Source organism: Cystobacter fuscus DSM 2262 (assembly GCF_000335475.2).
GTDB classification, from domain to species: domain Bacteria; phylum Myxococcota; class Myxococcia; order Myxococcales; family Myxococcaceae; genus Cystobacter; species Cystobacter fuscus.
On sequence record NZ_ANAH02000075.1, the window covers coordinates 60,969 to 76,947 of the forward strand.

Consider the following 15,979-nt stretch of genomic DNA (forward strand, 5'->3'; position numbering starts at 1 on the left):
AGAAAACCTCGACGTATTCGAAGAGCAACAGCCGCGCCTGTCTCATGGGAAGGCGGCGGGAGTCGAAGCCGTGAGTGGCGAGCCCTTCGCCAGCCGACTGATGCCAGCTGACGAAGCGACCGGATTTATGAATTTGTTTTCCTGGAGGGCAGGAATCAGGACGTGCGAGCTGCGTGCGTGAGCGTCTGTTTGTTCTCCAGCATCCATTCCCGGACTGTTTTTGCGGGTCTGCCGAGAATATAGGGGACGTCATCTTGAACGGTCGCCATATAGGCCATTCTTCCATCAAGGATCTGCCTTACGAACTCAACGCCCCCTTTTGCGTACCAGGCCTCACCTGAAAAACCTGGCGACTCAATCATCCGGCTGAAGTCATTGACTCCCTTCATCTCGCATTTGATTTCCAGGCCGGTCACTTCACTCAAGAGCTTGGCTATTTCGTTTCCGTTCAGACTTTCGGTGCTCAACCAGTAATTCTGTCCCGCGTGGCGGCCCGGACCATCGACGAGGATCTTCGCTGCAACGGCAGCAATATCTGACGCGGCAATGTATCCGATCCTTCTGTCTTCAAAAAAAGTTGTGTACGTAAAATTCTTCGGAAGAAAGAGCCCCGAAAGGGCTTCCATGAACATGTTCGGATGAAGATGCGTCCACGCAATGCCACTGCTCTCAATGTATTTCTCAATCATCTGGTGCCATACGAAATGCGGATCCGTACAGTCCCATTCCGCAAAGACTCCGACGTGCACGATATGGCTCACGCCTGCTTTTCTGGCCGCATCGACTAGAGTTTTACTTTGGGTGAGCATCGCAACCGTATAACCGGTCAAAAGAAAGACGCGGTCGACATTCGCCAGTGCGAGTCCAAAAGTCCGGGGATCGTCTAGATCTAAAAGTACGGACTCTTTGCCTTCAGCGCGGAGTCTCTCCACAACATCTTGCTTTCGGGAAGCAATCCGTACATTGACGGATGTACCTTCAAGCTCCTTGAGAAGGTGCTGTCCAACGGTTCCGCTCGAACCGATAACGAGGACGGTGGGAAACCTATTTTGAGCCATACTGGTCTTTCCGAATGAGTGGGTCACTAGCGCTTGGGGACGTGCATGGAGGGTTACGTGTACAAAAGCCGGTTCAGCCGAGCGATGTAGCCCGGTTCAAGAACTGACTTTCCGTCGCTCAATCGCTCGCCGATGATCGCCATCGCAAAGTCTCGGCGCGCGGGCAGGCGAGAGCGTTCAGTCACCGCAAGCGCAGCTGGCAACTCACCGAGTTTCAATTCAGTGCAGTAACCGGGTGCGCCTGGCTGAAATCTCCATGAATCGCCGATTGAGCCCGCGTGGTAAGCGTCAAAGCCTGTTGCCTCGACGAGTTCGGCTGCGATGTTCTGCTCACGCTCTCTGTCGGCAGCGACTGCGATCGCCAGTCGGTCGGGATGTCCAGCCGGATGGTTTTTCTCCGCTAGTGATTCAGAAAGAATCATGTTCCACGCTTTCGCGATTGGGTGGCCGATCTGTTCTTGAACCCACTCGCTTTCCACCTGCCCCTTATCGAGCGCTTCAATCCTGCTATCGCGCCCTGGGTAGTAGTTCGATGTGTCGATAACAACGGTCTCACTCGGGAGTGCGGAGATGAGAGGCTTGAGCGTTGGCATCTTGAAAAGCGGAATCGACAAGATCACGACGTCGACGCCCTCGACGGTCTCCGCCGTGGTGACCGCGCGCGCTCCGGTGGACAGCGCCTCGGCCTCGATGGTCTCCGGACCGCGCGAGTTGGCCACCTTCACGTCATGGCCAGCCGCGGCCAGATTGCGCGCCAGGGTCTTGCCAATGGAGCCGGCGCCGATGATTCCAATCTTCATGTTCTGCTTTCTCCTTTTGTCTTCGTCAATCTGGACTGCTTTGCGCTCGAGTGGGCGGCTGCCTACCTGTGGAAGGTCACGCTCTCCGAGACGGGCACGCGCCCCATTCGAATGCCGTTGACCGGCGCCGAATAGTCCGGATAGCCGAAGGAGATGGCGAACATCAGCTTGAGTTCGTCGGAGATGCCGAGGTACTCGCGGATGGTCTGCGCGAAGAAGCCGATGGAGGTCTGCGGAATGCCTCCCAGACCGCGAGCCGCCAAGGACAGCAGGAACGTCTGGCCGTACATTCCAATGTCGCCCGCGACGCGCACATTGTCTCCGAAGGACGGCATGAACAGCAGGGCGGCGTGCGGAGCGCCGAAGAACGAGTAGTTGCTCGCGGAGGCCTTGTCGCGACCGGCCCGGTCCTCGCGCGCCACGCCCATCGCCTCGTAGAACGTCTTCCCGTGCGCGCGTCGGCGCTCGCCGTACGCGCCGTAGAAGCACTCCATGTCGAAGGTGAAGTCCGGCGTGAAGCGCTGCGCCTCGTTCTCCGCGGTCAGCAACCGACCCAACCCGGCGATCCTCTCGCCCGAGACGATGTGCGTGTTCCACGGCTGCGTGTTGCAGTTGGATGGAGAGCGTTGCGCGTCTTCCAAGACCTGCAGGATCTGAGCGTCGGGAACGGGCGTCGGCAAGAATTGGCGAAACGAGCGGCGCGTGCGTACCGTCTCCTCGAAGGAGAGCGTCTGCGACGGTCCGCCGTTGGATTCGACGAGACCGTTTGTGGACAGTGCTGTGATTGACATCGTTGATTCTCCTGATGAGCGTTAGTCGGTGATGGGCTCGGAAGCGTTGTCCGTAGGGGCGATGCCAAGACCGTTCAAGGTGTCGCGGAGGGCGATTATGTCTTCGTCGGAGAGCTTGCAGGCGGTCTTGATCTTCTCCGGCACGGAACACACCGCCCCCCGGAGGCCCTCACCCGCCTTGGTGAGAGCGATCAACACGCGCCGCTCGTCGCGTTCGTCCCTCGTTCGGGTCACCAGCCCCGCGCTCACGAGCCGCTTGAGCAGGGGCGTCAGCGTCCCGTTGTCCATGCCAAGCTCGTTTCCCAGCTCTCCGACCGTTCGGGGAACGCTCTCGTAGAGCGCGAGCATGACGAGAAACTGCGGGTAGGTGAGCCCCAAAGGCTCCAAGAAGGGCCGGTGAAGGCGAATGATCCGGTTGGCGGCGCCGTACAGCGCGAACGAGAGCTGCGCCCCCACCCGACGCCACTCATCACTGCCTCGCCTGAGTCCTGCGCCTGCATCCTTAGCCACCTTATTTCCCATTGTTCATCAATATGTAGCGCACTACATAATAAGTCAATGGGTTTAGGGGTCAGGCAGGGGGCACCTGCGAATACCACCGGGTCGAAAGGACCCTCGGCGCCCTTTGTGCCCTCGGTGAAAACCCTTCGCACACCACTGAAGGGAGCTGCGCGAGACACAAGGGAGATGGGTCGGCAGCAGCGCGACGATCCGAGCCTGCGCAGCCGTCCCGTCGTGGTGGCCTGATGCGGCAGCCGATCGGTGGTGTTCGCGGCGTCGTACGAAGCCCGCAGGTCCGGCGTCCGCTCGGCCATGCTCGCTGTCACCGCGGAACGCCTCTGCCCGCACGCGATCTTCGGCCCGCTCGACTTCACGCGCGACCGCGCGGTGGCCCACGCCTGCCGCGAGCTCTGCCTTCGCCATACCGACCGCATCGAGCCGCTCTCGCTCGACGAGGCCTGCCTCGCCAATCCGGAGACCTCCAGCGCCTCATCAGGCTCGCCTCCGACTGGCGGAAGCCGGATGGGCTGATGGAGATCGTGGGAGTCCACGCCTCCCCGTCAGGAGTGGGTTCGACTCAAAGCGGCGGGCAACCTCGACTGGGAGAGGCGGCAACCGACGCCACCGCCGCCCCCTCCCCCACCCCGCTCAGCGCACCGGAGAGGGATTGCGCTCGGTGAAACCGCGCTGGTGGAAGTACGGGTAGGCGAGCGTCGTGGTGCTCGCGACGTCCAGCCGGGCCACCTGCTCGGGCGTCAGGTTCCAGCCAACGGCGCCGAGGTTCTGCCGCAGCTGCTCCTCGTTGCGCGCGCCGATGATGACGTTGGCCACCGTGGGCCGCTGCAAGAGCCAGTTCAGGGCGATCTGCGGCACCGTCTTGCCCGTCTCCTTGGCCACCTCGTCCAGCGCGTCCACCACCCGGTAGAGGTACTCGTCCTCCACCGGCAGTCCGCCCTGCATCGTCGCCGCCGACTTCGTGCTGGATGGATCACAGCGCTCTAAATAGGAGTGAAGGCGCCGCTCGTGATGGCGCCGGTTCGAGTCCTTTGACACCGTCTCTGGACACCGTCTCTGATTTGTCCTGAAGTGCCGCCGAAGGTGGAGTATCGTCTCAGCGAATGGGGCCAGACGCTTTGTCCCGGGCTAGACGCCATTCTCGCATGGGCGGAACGCCGACCCGGGAAATCCTGAAACATCGGCGGCCGCCGCCCGGCGCCGCCGCGATGCGGGTCCGCCAGTTTGGCTTCCGGATTGCGGCCCGGACGAAGTCCCCGTCACAACAGAGAGGATAACCGCCGTGCCGAGACAGCCGCGAATGCCAACCCTGTTGCTGACGGCGATGGTGCCAGCGCTGATCGGCATGGCCGGGTGCGACCGCGCCGCGGCCCAGGTCCAGGCGAACTTGACCCAGCGGGCGGCGGACGTTGGCGGTGGAACAGCCTCGGCGCTCCGGGCCCGGATCGCGCCGCCGCATGACGAGACGGTGGCGACCTATCGGCAGGCCGGTGCGGTCAACGCGAGCGCACACCAACTCACCGATCGGGAATGGACGCTGGTCGAACGCGCCATCTCCGACTTGCCTCCGCCGCACCGGGACGTCCTCGAACGACGCCTCGCCCGGCTCAGCTTCATCGACGCGCCGTCAAGCGCAGGGACCGCCCTGACCCGCGCGTACGACGGTCCTGACGGCGGACCGCTCTTCGACATCACGATCCGCGCCGACGTGCTCGACAAGTCGCTCAGCGAATTTCTCACAGAGAAGGAGTCGATGCTTTTTACCGATGACGGCTCCGGTTATAGCGTCCGTCTCTCGGCAGGCCGTGCATCCGCCCTGACCTATCTGCTTCTGCACGAAGCGACCCATGTGGTTGACCGAACCCTTGGCGTTTCGACGGATATGCGCCCGTTCAGCGCCCTATGGGTGGATTACCGCGACCTCGCCGCCCCCTATGCGACCGGGCCAATGGGCGTCACGATCTATCGGCGGGGCCGACCGATCCCGCTCGCCGAGAGCCCAGAGCTGTACAAGGCGCTCGGCGCCTCGCCGTTCGTGTCCTTGTATGCCACCGCGTCCGCCGGCGAGGACCTGGCCGAGTTGGCCGCCTGGAGCCACCTGGGCCGGTTGCACATCCCGCTGACCGTTGAGGTCCGCGATGCGACGGGACGCGCGGTCGTCACGGTAGAGCCGTTGAGGTCGCCCGCCGTCCAGGCGCGTTTCGCTGTTGCCGACGCCGTGCTCGCCCGCGCCGCGGCCAAGCCGTCGCAGACGCCTTAGAAAGTGCAGCATCACCAGATAGGTGTCCTCACGCTTCTCCCAGCGCACCAGGTGACGGCGGAAGCTCGTGAGCCAGGAGTGGGTCCGTTCCACCACCCAACGCCGTGGGGCATGGACTCCACGGTGCCGCGCATCACCAAGGCGTCGTTCCCATGCGCCAGAACGAGGGGCGAAGGGCTCGCCGCCTATCACCCCGCCAGGGGTCCAAGGGGACCGAACCGGACGGACGCGCATGGACTGGCCCGGACAGATGGGCGCCCCATATTCAGAGCTTGGCGCACTCGCCCTGGCGCGGCGCTGAGCGCTGCTCAAACGCCCCGCCTCTGGCCCGAAGGCGCGTGATGACTACTGGCAGGCGAGGGCCGTGGACATCTCCGTGTCCTGGAGGAGCGCGCTGGAGGCGCACGGCGTGTTGCAGTAGTTGCAGCTGGAGTACCCGTTGTTCGTGCAGATCTGCATGCACTGCAACGCGCCCTGGTTCGCCGGCCGGCAGGCCGGGGGGCACGGCGTGTTGCAGTAATCACAGCTGGGATACCCGTTGTTCATACAGAGCTGCATGCATTGCAACCCGCCCTGGTTCGCCGGCCGGCAGGTCGGGGCGCACGGCGTATTGCAGTAATCACAGCTGGGATACCCGTTGTTCATACAGAGCTGAATGCATTGCAACCCGCCCTGATCGGGCGGCCGACAGGTCGGCGGGCACGGCGTATGGCAGTAGTCACAGCTGGGATACCCGTTGAGCAGACACAGCTGCGTGCAGGACAACGGGCTGTCGGACGGCCAGCAGGTCGGGGCCGAGGCCGCGGCTTCGACGGAGGAGTCACTGACGCTGGACGCCATCTCCTGGGCCCGTGCGAGGGGAAGGGCGAGGAGGAAGACGGCGGACCAGACAACGTTCACAAGACCTCGAGGCAGACGCATGGACGGCTCCAGACGCCCCAGAGGACATCCCTGGCGGCGGTCGCGGAGTCTACCCATTCACCCGGGGTCCTGCCCGGTGGGTTCAGGACCCGGCCGGGTAGAGAAAGCGCAGCACGTCGCCGAAGCGCTCGCTTCACGCGGCCTCGTTGTGCCGGGCCCCCTCGAACACCGTGAGCTCGAGGTCCTCGTCGCTCCAGCCCTTCTCGCGCAGGGCCGAGCATAGGAAGGACAGGAGCCCTCGTGGGCGGAGCGGGCGGGAGCAGAGCGGGAGGTGAGGGACGCGGACGGGGAGCCCATGAGCCGAGGAAGGGTGTCAGACGATTCGTAGGAGACGAGGTGTCGGATCGAGTCCTTTGACACCTTCCCCGGGCTACACCCCCGCGGGTGCCGGTGCGTCACCGCTCGGCCAGCCGTGGCAACCACCAGGCGTCCAGGTGGAGCGCTCACCGAACCGGCGGCTCCTCCCACCGACGCCAGAGCCGGGCCTTTGGGCAGCGGATGAGGTAGGAGCGGTCAAACGGCCGAACTACAATGATATGCCCGCCATGATGGCAGGTGTCCGACTTCCCTCACCGAAAGGCGAGAGCACCGAGGCCACGCGTTGGTGTGCTGACTCCATGAATCACGCGCTCTGGGGGGCGCGACTTCATGAAGCAATGGCCAGGCTCCATCCAGACATCCGAGCATGCGTCGTTGCGCGCTATTTCGAGTATTGCTCCATCCAGCGAGCGTTTCGGCTACATAAAAAGCTCATGAAGGCAAATGCCGAGCCCTCCCGTGCATTGGAACAACGCGAGGCGGCCATGGGCGTTGCCGTCCTGTTCTCCCAAAGCGCCTGCAACGAGCAGACGTATCCACGTGATGCAGCGGACCTCTACAATCAAGCAGCGAATGAATGGGCCAGGCAGAACCGTATGGTGGAGGAAGGTTCGTGAGGACACCGCCTGATCCTCAAGCACCGATGACTCCAGGGGAGGACGAGGCTTTCGACAGACGGGACACCTATGTGGGGTGTATCGTCAATCTCTATTGTGCGAAGGCCTGGGCGGAGCGCCGAGGGCGGACTACAGCCGGCCGGAGACGCTCGGGCCGGCGCTGGCCGGGGTGGAGAAGGTGCTGTTCATCTCTTCCAATGAGGTGGGGCAGCGCGCCACGCAGCACCGGGCCGTGGTGGACGCGGCGAAGAAGGCCGGGGTCCGGCTGCTGGTGTACACGAGCATCCTGCACGCGGACACGACGCGCATGCTGCTGGCCGGAGAGCACAAGACCACCGAGGAGGCCATCCGCGCGTCCGGCGTTCCCTTCGTGTTCCTGCGGGATGGCTGGTACTTCGAGAACTACACCGAGAACCTGGGGCCGGCGCTGGCGCACGGCGCGCTCGTGGGCAGCGCGGGCGAGGGCCGTATCGCGGCGGCCGCCCGGGCGGACTACGCGGCGGCCGCGGTGGCGGCGGCGTTCCCGCGCTGAAGCTCCATCGAGCCGCCTCGCTGGTGGCTCATGAAACGCGCTGGCTCTCGGGCGCCATTGGCGTGGCACCCCGGTGCTGAAGCGCGTCAACGCCACCGGCTCCCGCCCCCACTGCGCCCTGTTCCGGGGGAGGCCGGGCTCGTGCCCTGAATCAGCCGACGCTCTTCACGGACTGCATCCGCGCTGGCCTGGCGGAGGCCGCCGCGAGGAACGCCTGGATGAGCGGGTGGGGCTGGCCGGTGCTCGCGCTGCGCTCGGGCTGGAACAGCGTGGCCAGGAAGAAGGGATGCCCCGCGAGCTCCACCACGCGCGCGGCGCCCTCTTCGTCCACTCCGGTGACGCGCAGCGCGGAGCCGTCGAGCACGTGCCGGTAGTGCGCGTTGAGTCCGTAGTTGCAGTGGTAGGCCTCGGTGGACTCGGTGCGCCCGAAAGCCCTGGCCGCGTGCGAGCCCGCGCTCAGGGTGACCTTGCCCTTCACGCCTACCAGCGAGCAGGAGAGGGCACCGACCAGGGGCATGGCCGCGTCCGGGTTGGACTCGGCATGGTCCGCGTCCTTCAGGCCGAGCACGTGGCGCGCGAACTCGATGAGCGCGTGCTGGAAGCCTCCGCAGGTGCCGAGGAAGGGGATGCCCTGCTCGCGCGCCAGGCGAATCGCCGCGAGCGCGCCGTCCATGCTCTCGTACGGACTGCCGGGCACGCACCAGACTCCGGAGAACGGGGTGAGCGTGTCACCGCTCGCGCCGTCCAACTGGCGCGTGCCCAACCACGTCACCTCAGCGGACATGCCCAGCGCCTGGCCCGCGAGTTCCAGGGCCACGGGGATGACGGCATGCGCGTGCACGGCGGGACTCCGGTCTCCTACGAGACCGATACGGACGACGGGGTGGCTCACGGTTCCTCCTGACAGTTCGACCGCTCCGGGAATCGACAGCAGCGCGAGCGGGATGCGCCAGGGACCTCGCGGATAGCAGCCCGGAGTGTGCGAGACAAGGATTCAGTGACACGCGTCCATTCGCCCTCGTCGAAGGCGCCTCCGAGACGTGACTCATTCAGGACGCGGACGGGAATTACACGGAATGGAGTGGGAGGGCCCGGGCAGTACCTGGAGCGTGCTGTTCGGAAATGTCGGGAGGTTGGACGCGCGAAAGGGAGCACCCGGACCGCGTCCTGACTCAGGCGCCGCGCTTCGCGTCCGCGGGGGCATTGGGGTGGCGGGTGAGGAGCGTGCGCAGTTGAGGTTGGCGGCGGACCGCTTCCTGTCGCAGGAGGTGCGCGATGAGGGCCGGTGGCGCCGCGCTCCAGCGCGCGATGTTCTGGATGAGCATCGGCGAGCGGTAGGTGCGCCCGCACAGCGTGGGGAGGTCCTCCTCCAACTCACTGGCTGCTCCCGGCTGGGGATGGCTCACGGCTCGTGCCGGGTGCGCGCGGCCGTGAGGGGGACTCGCGGCCTGCACCGAGCCGGTAGGGCCGGTGTGGAGGGGACCCCTGCCGTGCTCCGGAGCCGCGGCTGCCACGGGCGGCCGGGCGGCCTGGGCTCCGGGGGCCGGGGCTCCACCCGGGCTCGCGGCCACGGCGGGGAGCAGGGCGCCCTCGGAAATGAGTCGCGTGAGGATGGTCCTCAGCCGCTCCACGGGCAGCCCCGTCAGGGCAGGGAGGTTCCTCGCCGGGGTGGCCCCGTCCAGGCGCGAGAGTACGAATCCCTCCTCGGCACTGAGCGCCAGCTTCCGGAGCATAGGAAGGACAGGAGCCCTCGTGGGCGTAGCGGGCGGGAGCAGAGCGGGAGGTGAGGGACGCTGACGGGGAGCCCATGAGCCGCACGCCGGGCCGGCGCAGAAGCTTTTCATCTCCAACGCGCGGCGGATCCCATGTGGGGTCCGCCGCTTTCTTTTTGGCCCTACGTGCTGCGCCCCGACAGCGACGGGGAGGTCCCGCATCGGCCGCACACCACGCAACGTGTATCCCGGAGAAAACCTCGGTGCCGTCAGGATAGCTCTGTAGCTCTATCGGCCGAATTGGGACTGCAGGCTCTCTGGGACGCGCGCTCCTTGGATCTGGATGTGCGCGGCTGCTTCCTCGATGCTCTGCAGGTCTCGAGACGTCAGCTCAAGGTCGATAGCGCCCAGATTTTCTTCCAGTCGATGCAGCTTGGTGGTGCCGGGGATCGGCACAAACCACGGCTTCTGCGCCAGCACCCAAGCAAGCGCGATCTGCGCCGGGGTCGCCTGTTTGGCGGTAGCAATGTGCTGGAGCAAGTCGACTAGCGCTTGGTTGGCTCGCATGGCTTCGGGCGCAAAGCGGGGCAGCAGACGGCGTAGATCGTTGTCGGCCAACGATGTGGTGAAGTCCATTTTGCCAGTAAGAAAACCCTTGCCGAGCGGGCTGAAGGGTACAAACCCGATACCCAGCTCCTGAAGCGTTGGAATGATTTCCAGTTCGTGCTCTCGCATCCACAGCGAGTATTCGCTCTGCAACGCAGTCACACGTTGCACGGCGTGGGCGCGGCGAATGGTCGTCGCACCGGCCTCTGACAAACCGAAGTGCTTGACCTTGCCCTCTGTAATCAGGTCTTTGACTGTCCCGGCTACATCTTCGATAGGCACGTTCGGATCGACACGGTGCTGGTAAAGCAGGTCGATGCAATCGGTTCCAAGACGCCTGAGCGACGCTTCGGTCACTCGACGGATCTGTTCGGGCCGGCTGTCGACGCCCGAGAGCGGGCTTGGCCCGTGCTCGCCGTGCTTGATACCAAACTTCGTTGCGATCACAACTTGGTTGCGTACAGGCGCTAGCGCCGAACCGAGTAACTCCTCATTGAGGAATGGGCCGTAGACTTCGGCAGTGTCAAAGAAAGTCACGCCACGATCGACTGCAGCGCGCAGCAACTGTGTCATCTCTGTCGAGTCGGGCGGCGAGCCATAAAAGAAGCTCATACCCATGCAGCCCAAGCCCATGGCAGAGACTTCGAGTTCTCCAAGTTTGCGCTTTTGCATTTACGATTCTCCTTTGTGTGTCGCGCGAGGGCGATAGGACGGACAAGCAGCGATTCGCGGTCCGATAAGGTTTCTTCTATTACCCTGGCTCTCCTCCGTCATCGGCAAACGCTCCCCCCGAACCCCGCCGAGTGATAGATCCCTCCTCCCAGGCGCGAGAGGCCGCGCACGGCCTCAGGGCTCGCCAGACGGCAACAGTTGACGTTAGCGAGCGTTCTTCGGCGCTCTGCCTTGGTTGCGTAGGAACTCGATCATCCAGCCCGGGTATTCGGCGGGCAGTGCGCTCACCTTGTCGAGCTCGGCGAGCTCGGCGGGGTCGAGCACGAAGTCGCTCGCCTTCAGGTTGTCCCTGAGCTGCTCCTCGTTCTTCGCGCCGACAATGATCGCAGAGACGTGGGGCTTTGCGAGCAGCCACGCAAGCGCGACGCATGCGACGCTCGCGCCCTTGGCGTCGCCAATCTTCCGCATCGCGTCGATGCAGTCGAAGGCGCGGTCCTTGTTGACGGGCGGGAAGTCGAAGCTGGCTCGGCGCGAGCCGTCAGGGCCTTTGCCGTCACGACCATGCTTTCCGGACAGCAGGCCCCCGGAGAGCGGGCTCCATACCATGAGCCCCATCTGCGCGTCGTTCAGTAGAGGCACGAGTTCGCGTTCGAGATCGCGGGTGGCGATCGTGTAGTGGGCTTGCAATGACTCGAAGCGAGCCCAACCATGGCGCGCCGCGATGCCGTTGGCCTTGGCGAGCTGCCATGCCGCGAGATTCGAGCAGCCGACGTAACGCACCTTGCCAGAACGGACAACGTCGTCGAGGGCGCGCAGCGTCTCGTCGAAGGGGGTCACCGGGTCGAAGCCGTGAATCTGGTAGAGATCGACCCAGTCGGTCCCGAGGCGCTTCAGGCTGCCCTCGATGGCGCTCATGATGTGAGCGCGGGAGAGGCCCTGCTGGTTCGGACCCGTGCCGACCTTGCCGCGCACCTTCGTGGCGAGCACGACGTCTTTGCGGCGCGCGCCGAGGGCCTTGCCGAGGATCTTCTCGGACTCGCCCTCGGAGTAGACGTCAGCGGTGTCGAAGAAATTGATGCCGCTCTCGAGCGAGATTGACACGAGCTCGTCGGCCTCGGCCTGGGCCGTCTGACCAATGGGCTCGTAGAAGCCCTTCCCGCCGAATGTCATCGCTCCGAAACAGAGTTCCGAGACGTAAAGGCCAGTGCGGCCGAACAGTCTATAACGCATGCGAAATTCTCCTGAACGCAGGCCACCGGACGCCCCGGTCGGCCTGCTCACGGCGCTCACGATACGACCGGCGTGAAAGGTTGCCAGAGGGAGATTTTATCCTGGGACTGCCACCACCAGACTGAAGGCGTAGCTGATGAGGGCTTCTTTAGCCCGCGGTCCTCGCGGACCTCTGGCCCGCGCTGCGCCAGGCCCACGGCGCCCGCGTCGTCGCCCTCACCTCGCGCGGCCACCTGCGCTCGGGCGTCGACCTTGACGACCCGTTCTTCGCGCACCGCGCCGACACGGCCGATCGGCTCTGGGCGGTGAGCGAGCGCTGGACCGGCGCGCCGTTCACCTTGTGATCGGCCCGAAGAGTCGCCTCGTGCGCTCCTCGCTCTCGCCAGCCTGCGGTGAGTAGAACGTGACACGAAGCACGCGCCCGTCGGGCTCCGCCTGCGTGAGCGTCACGTAATCGAAGCGCACGAGCCCCACGTCCGAATGGAGCAATTCCTTCGAGCCCTCGCCCACCTCGACCACGTCATGGTCGCCCCACCAGCGGGCGAACTCGGGGCTCACCCGCGACAGCGCGGCCGCCAGCTCGTCGAAGGCCGAGCGGTCGGCCGAGCGCGCCGCGTCGAGGCGAAAGCGCTGCACGCTGGCTCGCGCGTTCTGCTCCCAGGCGGGTATCATGCGGCGCCTGTCCGGGTCGGTGAACAGTCTCCAGAGCCCGTTGCGGAGCGCGGGCGTGAGCTTTGAGAAATCTCCGTAGAGCCTCACCGCGGCCGTGTTCCAGGCGAGGTAATCCCAGCGCATCGTGGCCACGAGCGCCGGGAACGGGTGCACGTCGAGCACCCGCTGCAGCGCCTCGCTCACGCCGGCCGGGGCGATCAGCGGGCTCGCCGCCGGCCGCCCCTGGGCGAGCGCAAACAGGTGCGCTCGCTCGGTCGGAGTCAGCCGCAGCGCCTGCGCCAGCCGCTCGAGGAACGGCTCGGACACATGGATGTCGCGCCCCTGCTCGAGCCACGTGTACCAGCTCACCCCCACGTCGGCGAGCTGCGCGACCTCCTCGCGCCGCAGCCCCGGCGTGCGCCGCCGCGCGCCCTCGGGCAGCCCCACATCGGACGGCCGCAGCCGCGCCCGGCGGGTCCGGAGAAAGTGCCCCAGCTCGGAGCGCGGAGACGACAGGGACGCGGCGGTCACGGGCCGCAGTCTAGTGGAGTGTCCGGCAAATCGTTGGACAGAGTCGCGGAGCCCGTACTGTTCCCGGCGCAGGAGTCCGGGCGCTGGGCCTTCGACGACTATGTCCAAGAACTTCGCGGACACTCCACTAGCGCGCCGCGCGCCTCACCTCCGCCGGTGACCCCGTGAATGAGCATAGGAAGGACAGGAGCCCGCTTGGGCGTAGCGGGCGGGAGCAGAGCGGGAGGTGAGGGACGCGGACGGGGAGCCCATGAGCCGCACGCCGGGCCGGCGCAGAAGCCTTTCATCTCCAGCAGACACACGCCTGCCCAGCCCAGCCGCCTTCCCAGGAGGGGCGCGGCAGGGGCCTGGCTCTCTTGGCTGGCTGTGGCGGCTCGAGCTTCAACACCCCGCGCTCTGGGGCGGCCCTCGCGCAGGGGCCAGGTGCGCACTCGCCGGGGGCTACCCCAGGTGCACCCCCTTGCCCTCGCAGTCCGGCACCGAGGTGCTCCCAATGTGCTCCACCGTCACCGCGGGCAGGAACCTGCGCACCTCGTCGCCCACGCGCCGGGCCACCTCCACCCCGCGCGCGTCATACGGCCGGCAGGCAAGCCCGTCACGCACGTAGGGGCCGATGCGAGTCACCGTCTCGAACATGAAGTCCTCACAGCACCACCCGATTCTTCCGGGTGTCGTCCTCGAGCCATACGTCCACATGGAACAAGGCGCTACCCGCGCGTCCAGCCGTCTCGGAGCCTGGACGCCCCCACGGCGGGCAAGCCAGACGCGCCTGGATTGTTCCGAGCAGTCCGCGTGCGCATCGCCCACCAGGACGGTCACCCCACGAGAAGCCCGGGAGACGTCATCGTGCGGAAGCCACCTGCTCCCGCGCGTAGTGCGTTGGCGGAAGTCCGACGTGGCGAGTGAAGGCAACGCTGAAGGTGCTCGCGGAGCTGTAGCCGACTTGCTCCGCGACCTCGGCGACGGTGACTTCCTTGCGCCGCAGGAGGTTCTTCGCCAAGGCCATGCGCCAGCCGAGCAGGTACTCCATCGGGGCGACGCCCACCGCGCGACTGAATCGCTCGAAGAACGTCGAGCGGGACAGCGCGGCCTCTTTCGCCAACTGCGCGACAGTCCACGCCTTGGTCGGACTCTCGTGCATCCGTCGTATCGCGACGGCAAGGCGCTCGTCGGCGAGTCCGCGCAGGAGGCCCGGCGACGCCGCGGTGCCCGCCGTGGAGCGCAGGGCTTCGATGAGAAGAACCTCGAGGAGGCGAGCGAGGATGACCTCGCGCGCGGGCCGCCGTTCGCGGGACTCCTCGCTCACGAGTTCCACGAGGGTGGAGAGCCTCCGCTCGCCGCGAACGTGCACGAGCTGCGGGAGGAGCGGGACGAGCAAGCTCGCGTCCGGGGAAGCGAAGACGCAGTAACCCACCAGCATTCGAACATCAGGCGGACCACTCGGATCGCCATGTCTGACTTCGCCATCGGGCAACACGACGTGCGCGGTGTCGCGTCTACCCGGCGGCGGTTCGAGGCTCGACGCCGTGAAGTCGAACGCCGACGGGATCAACACGAAGTCCCCCTTCTCGAGGATCATCGGCGCCCGTCCATCGACGGCAAGGCGGAGCGCCCCCTCGAGGACGGCGCAGTAGAAAGGCCTCCCGGCTTCCGCGCGCCGAACGCGCCACCGGCCCGCACCGCGCACCAGCTTCGAGAACGGGGCGCCCGGCTGGAGCAGCGAGACCACTTCTGCGAGCGGATCGATCATGACCGGACTCCTACCAACGAGATGCGGACTTCCTGTTGTAGCACGTCCGGCCCTCGCCCCCTATCGTCTGGGACAGAAACCACCACCGATAGGAGGCACCATGAAAACGATCTTGATCACCGGATGCTCGTCTGGATTCGGCCTCGAAACCGCCCGCTACTTCCTCGAGCGCGGCTGGAAGGTCATCGCCACGATGCGCACGCCGCGTGAGGACGTGTTGTCCCGATCCGAGCATCTGCATGCGCTCGCGCTCGACGTCACCGACCCACAGAGCATTCACAGGACGGTGGAGGCCGCCGGACCGATAGACGTGCTGGTCAACAACGCGGGGGTCGGCCTGCGGAGTGTCTTCGAGGGCACCTCGATGGAAACGATCCGCTCCACCTTCGAAACGAACACGTTCGGTGCGATGGCCGTGACCCAGGCGTTCCTGCCTCAGTTCAGGCAACGGAAGGCGGGTGTCGTCGTGAACGTCTCGTCCAGCACGACGCTGAAGTCGCTCCCGATGCTTGCCGTGTACACCGCGAGCAAAGCGGCGCTCAACGCGTTCACCGAGTCGCTCGCGCTGGAGCTCCAGCCCTTCAATGTGCGGGTGAGCCTCGTGCTCCCGGGGCAGTCCCCGGAGACGCCCTTTGCTCAAAACGCACAGGCTCAGATGAGGAAGCAGGGCGTCGCCGTGCCCGAGGCGTACTCCGACTTCGCGCGGAGCGTCTTCGAGAGAACCAGGGGGCAGAACTCGGGGCCGTTCACCCGGTCGCTCGACGTGGCAGAGGTGATCTGGCGTGCGGTGAACGATCCGTCGTGCCCGATCCGCCAGCCCGCCGGCGCGGACGCCGTGGAGTTGGCCAGGTCGAACTGAGAGGCTCCCACGGAACTCCGCCAGCCCCGCTCCGGGAGTGCCCAGCGCGGGTTCGATTCCCGCTGCCCCCACGAGCTGGCCCCCCAGGGGGAGGCAGCAGGGGCGTGGGCGTCTTTGGCCGCGTGACTGCTCGAGGCTCAACACCACGCCTGCTG

17 protein-coding genes and 3 pseudogenes are annotated in these 15,979 nt (G+C 65.7%); 6 read left to right on the forward strand and 14 right to left on the reverse strand.

The annotated features are described in order from the left end of the window. Positions 1 to 155: 155 nt before the first annotated feature. From D187_RS49020 to D187_RS49035, 4 genes are read right to left on the reverse strand one after another with little or no spacing between them, the layout of a single operon-like run. On the reverse strand, positions 156 to 1,058 hold the full coding sequence (locus D187_RS49020) for an NmrA family NAD(P)-binding protein (protein WP_043435883.1): 903 nt from the start codon (positions 1,056 to 1,058) through the stop codon (positions 156 to 158). A 53-nt stretch (positions 1,059 to 1,111) separates the two neighbouring features. Then, positions 1,112 to 1,888: an NADPH-dependent F420 reductase gene (locus tag D187_RS49025; protein ID WP_281171843.1), complete on the reverse strand. Its 777-nt coding sequence runs from the start codon at positions 1,886 to 1,888 to the stop codon at positions 1,112 to 1,114. Between the two features lie 32 nt (positions 1,889 to 1,920). Further along, the gene (locus D187_RS49030) at positions 1,921 to 2,649 is read right to left on the reverse strand and encodes a nitroreductase (RefSeq protein WP_002632018.1); all 729 of its coding nucleotides are present in this window, start codon (positions 2,647 to 2,649) and stop codon (positions 1,921 to 1,923) included. Positions 2,650 to 2,670: 21 nt separating this feature from the next. Continuing rightward, on the reverse strand, positions 2,671 to 3,105 hold the full coding sequence (locus D187_RS49035; protein ID WP_002632020.1) for a MarR family winged helix-turn-helix transcriptional regulator: 435 nt from the start codon (positions 3,103 to 3,105) through the stop codon (positions 2,671 to 2,673). A gap of 309 nt (positions 3,106 to 3,414) precedes the next feature. On the opposite strand from D187_RS49035, the gene D187_RS53520 reads away from it, so the two are divergent. Further along, positions 3,415 to 3,681: a Y-family DNA polymerase gene (locus D187_RS53520; protein ID WP_281171844.1), complete on the forward strand. Its 267-nt coding sequence runs from the start codon at positions 3,415 to 3,417 to the stop codon at positions 3,679 to 3,681. Positions 3,682 to 3,798: 117 nt separating this feature from the next. Here D187_RS53520 and D187_RS56250 read toward each other — a convergent pair whose 3' ends face one another. Beyond that, positions 3,799 to 4,203: an aldo/keto reductase gene (locus D187_RS56250; protein ID WP_368665068.1), complete on the reverse strand. Its 405-nt coding sequence runs from the start codon at positions 4,201 to 4,203 to the stop codon at positions 3,799 to 3,801. Positions 4,204 to 4,236: 33 nt separating this feature from the next. Here D187_RS56250 and D187_RS53525 point away from each other — a divergent pair, with 33 nt between their 5' ends. Together D187_RS53525 and D187_RS49050 are read left to right on the forward strand one after the other, a co-directional pair. Next, entirely contained in the window at positions 4,237 to 4,341 is a 105-nt protein-coding gene (locus D187_RS53525; protein WP_281171842.1) for a winged helix-turn-helix transcriptional regulator, read from the forward strand. A 124-nt stretch (positions 4,342 to 4,465) separates the two neighbouring features. Then, complete coding sequence (locus D187_RS49050; protein ID WP_051256872.1) at positions 4,466 to 5,425, forward strand: hypothetical protein; 960 nt, start codon at positions 4,466 to 4,468, stop codon at positions 5,423 to 5,425. Here the strand turns inward: D187_RS49050 and D187_RS56255 are convergent. Further along, positions 5,426 to 5,530 (reverse strand): annotated as a pseudogene (locus tag D187_RS56255) (IS5/IS1182 family transposase); the annotation flags it as partial. It abuts the gene before it with no gap. Between the two features lie 240 nt (positions 5,531 to 5,770). After that, positions 5,771 to 6,346: a hypothetical protein gene (locus D187_RS56260; RefSeq protein ID WP_155894107.1), complete on the reverse strand. Its 576-nt coding sequence runs from the start codon at positions 6,344 to 6,346 to the stop codon at positions 5,771 to 5,773. A gap of 617 nt (positions 6,347 to 6,963) precedes the next feature. On the opposite strand from D187_RS56260, the gene D187_RS56265 reads away from it, so the two are divergent. Then, positions 6,964 to 7,281 (forward strand): hypothetical protein, encoded by a 318-nt coding sequence (locus tag D187_RS56265; protein WP_155894108.1) that lies wholly within the window; start codon positions 6,964 to 6,966, stop codon positions 7,279 to 7,281. Positions 7,282 to 7,402: 121 nt separating this feature from the next. Next, positions 7,403 to 7,795, forward strand: a pseudogene (locus D187_RS49055) (NAD(P)H-binding protein); the annotation flags it as partial. Positions 7,796 to 7,964: 169 nt separating this feature from the next. On the opposite strand, the gene D187_RS49060 reads toward D187_RS49055, so the two are convergent. The 7 genes and pseudogenes from D187_RS49060 to D187_RS49090 form a co-directional block, all read right to left on the reverse strand. Beyond that, positions 7,965 to 8,705 carry a CTP synthase C-terminal region-related (seleno)protein gene (locus D187_RS49060; protein WP_020918795.1) on the reverse strand — a complete coding sequence of 247 codons (741 nt, stop codon included), beginning with the start codon at positions 8,703 to 8,705 and terminating at the stop codon, positions 7,965 to 7,967. Between the two features lie 280 nt (positions 8,706 to 8,985). Then, positions 8,986 to 9,165: pseudogene (locus D187_RS59675) on the reverse strand (hypothetical protein); the annotation flags it as partial. Positions 9,166 to 9,813: 648 nt separating this feature from the next. Further along, on the reverse strand, positions 9,814 to 10,803 hold the full coding sequence (locus D187_RS49070; protein ID WP_002632033.1) for an aldo/keto reductase: 990 nt from the start codon (positions 10,801 to 10,803) through the stop codon (positions 9,814 to 9,816). Positions 10,804 to 11,007: 204 nt separating this feature from the next. Continuing rightward, complete coding sequence (locus D187_RS49075) at positions 11,008 to 12,033, reverse strand: aldo/keto reductase (protein WP_002632034.1); 1,026 nt, start codon at positions 12,031 to 12,033, stop codon at positions 11,008 to 11,010. Positions 12,034 to 12,366: 333 nt separating this feature from the next. After that, on the reverse strand, positions 12,367 to 13,215 hold the full coding sequence (locus D187_RS49080; RefSeq protein WP_020918798.1) for a helix-turn-helix transcriptional regulator: 849 nt from the start codon (positions 13,213 to 13,215) through the stop codon (positions 12,367 to 12,369). Between the two features lie 441 nt (positions 13,216 to 13,656). After that, on the reverse strand, positions 13,657 to 13,851 hold the full coding sequence (locus tag D187_RS49085) for a GrpB family protein (RefSeq protein WP_002632036.1): 195 nt from the start codon (positions 13,849 to 13,851) through the stop codon (positions 13,657 to 13,659). A 205-nt stretch (positions 13,852 to 14,056) separates the two neighbouring features. Further along, positions 14,057 to 14,965 (reverse strand): helix-turn-helix transcriptional regulator, encoded by a 909-nt coding sequence (locus D187_RS49090; RefSeq protein WP_002632037.1) that lies wholly within the window; start codon positions 14,963 to 14,965, stop codon positions 14,057 to 14,059. A 100-nt stretch (positions 14,966 to 15,065) separates the two neighbouring features. Between D187_RS49090 and D187_RS49095 the strand changes: the two genes are divergently transcribed. Next, positions 15,066 to 15,824 carry an SDR family oxidoreductase gene (locus D187_RS49095; protein WP_002632038.1) on the forward strand — a complete coding sequence of 253 codons (759 nt, stop codon included), beginning with the start codon at positions 15,066 to 15,068 and terminating at the stop codon, positions 15,822 to 15,824. Positions 15,825 to 15,979: the final 155 nt, after the last annotated feature.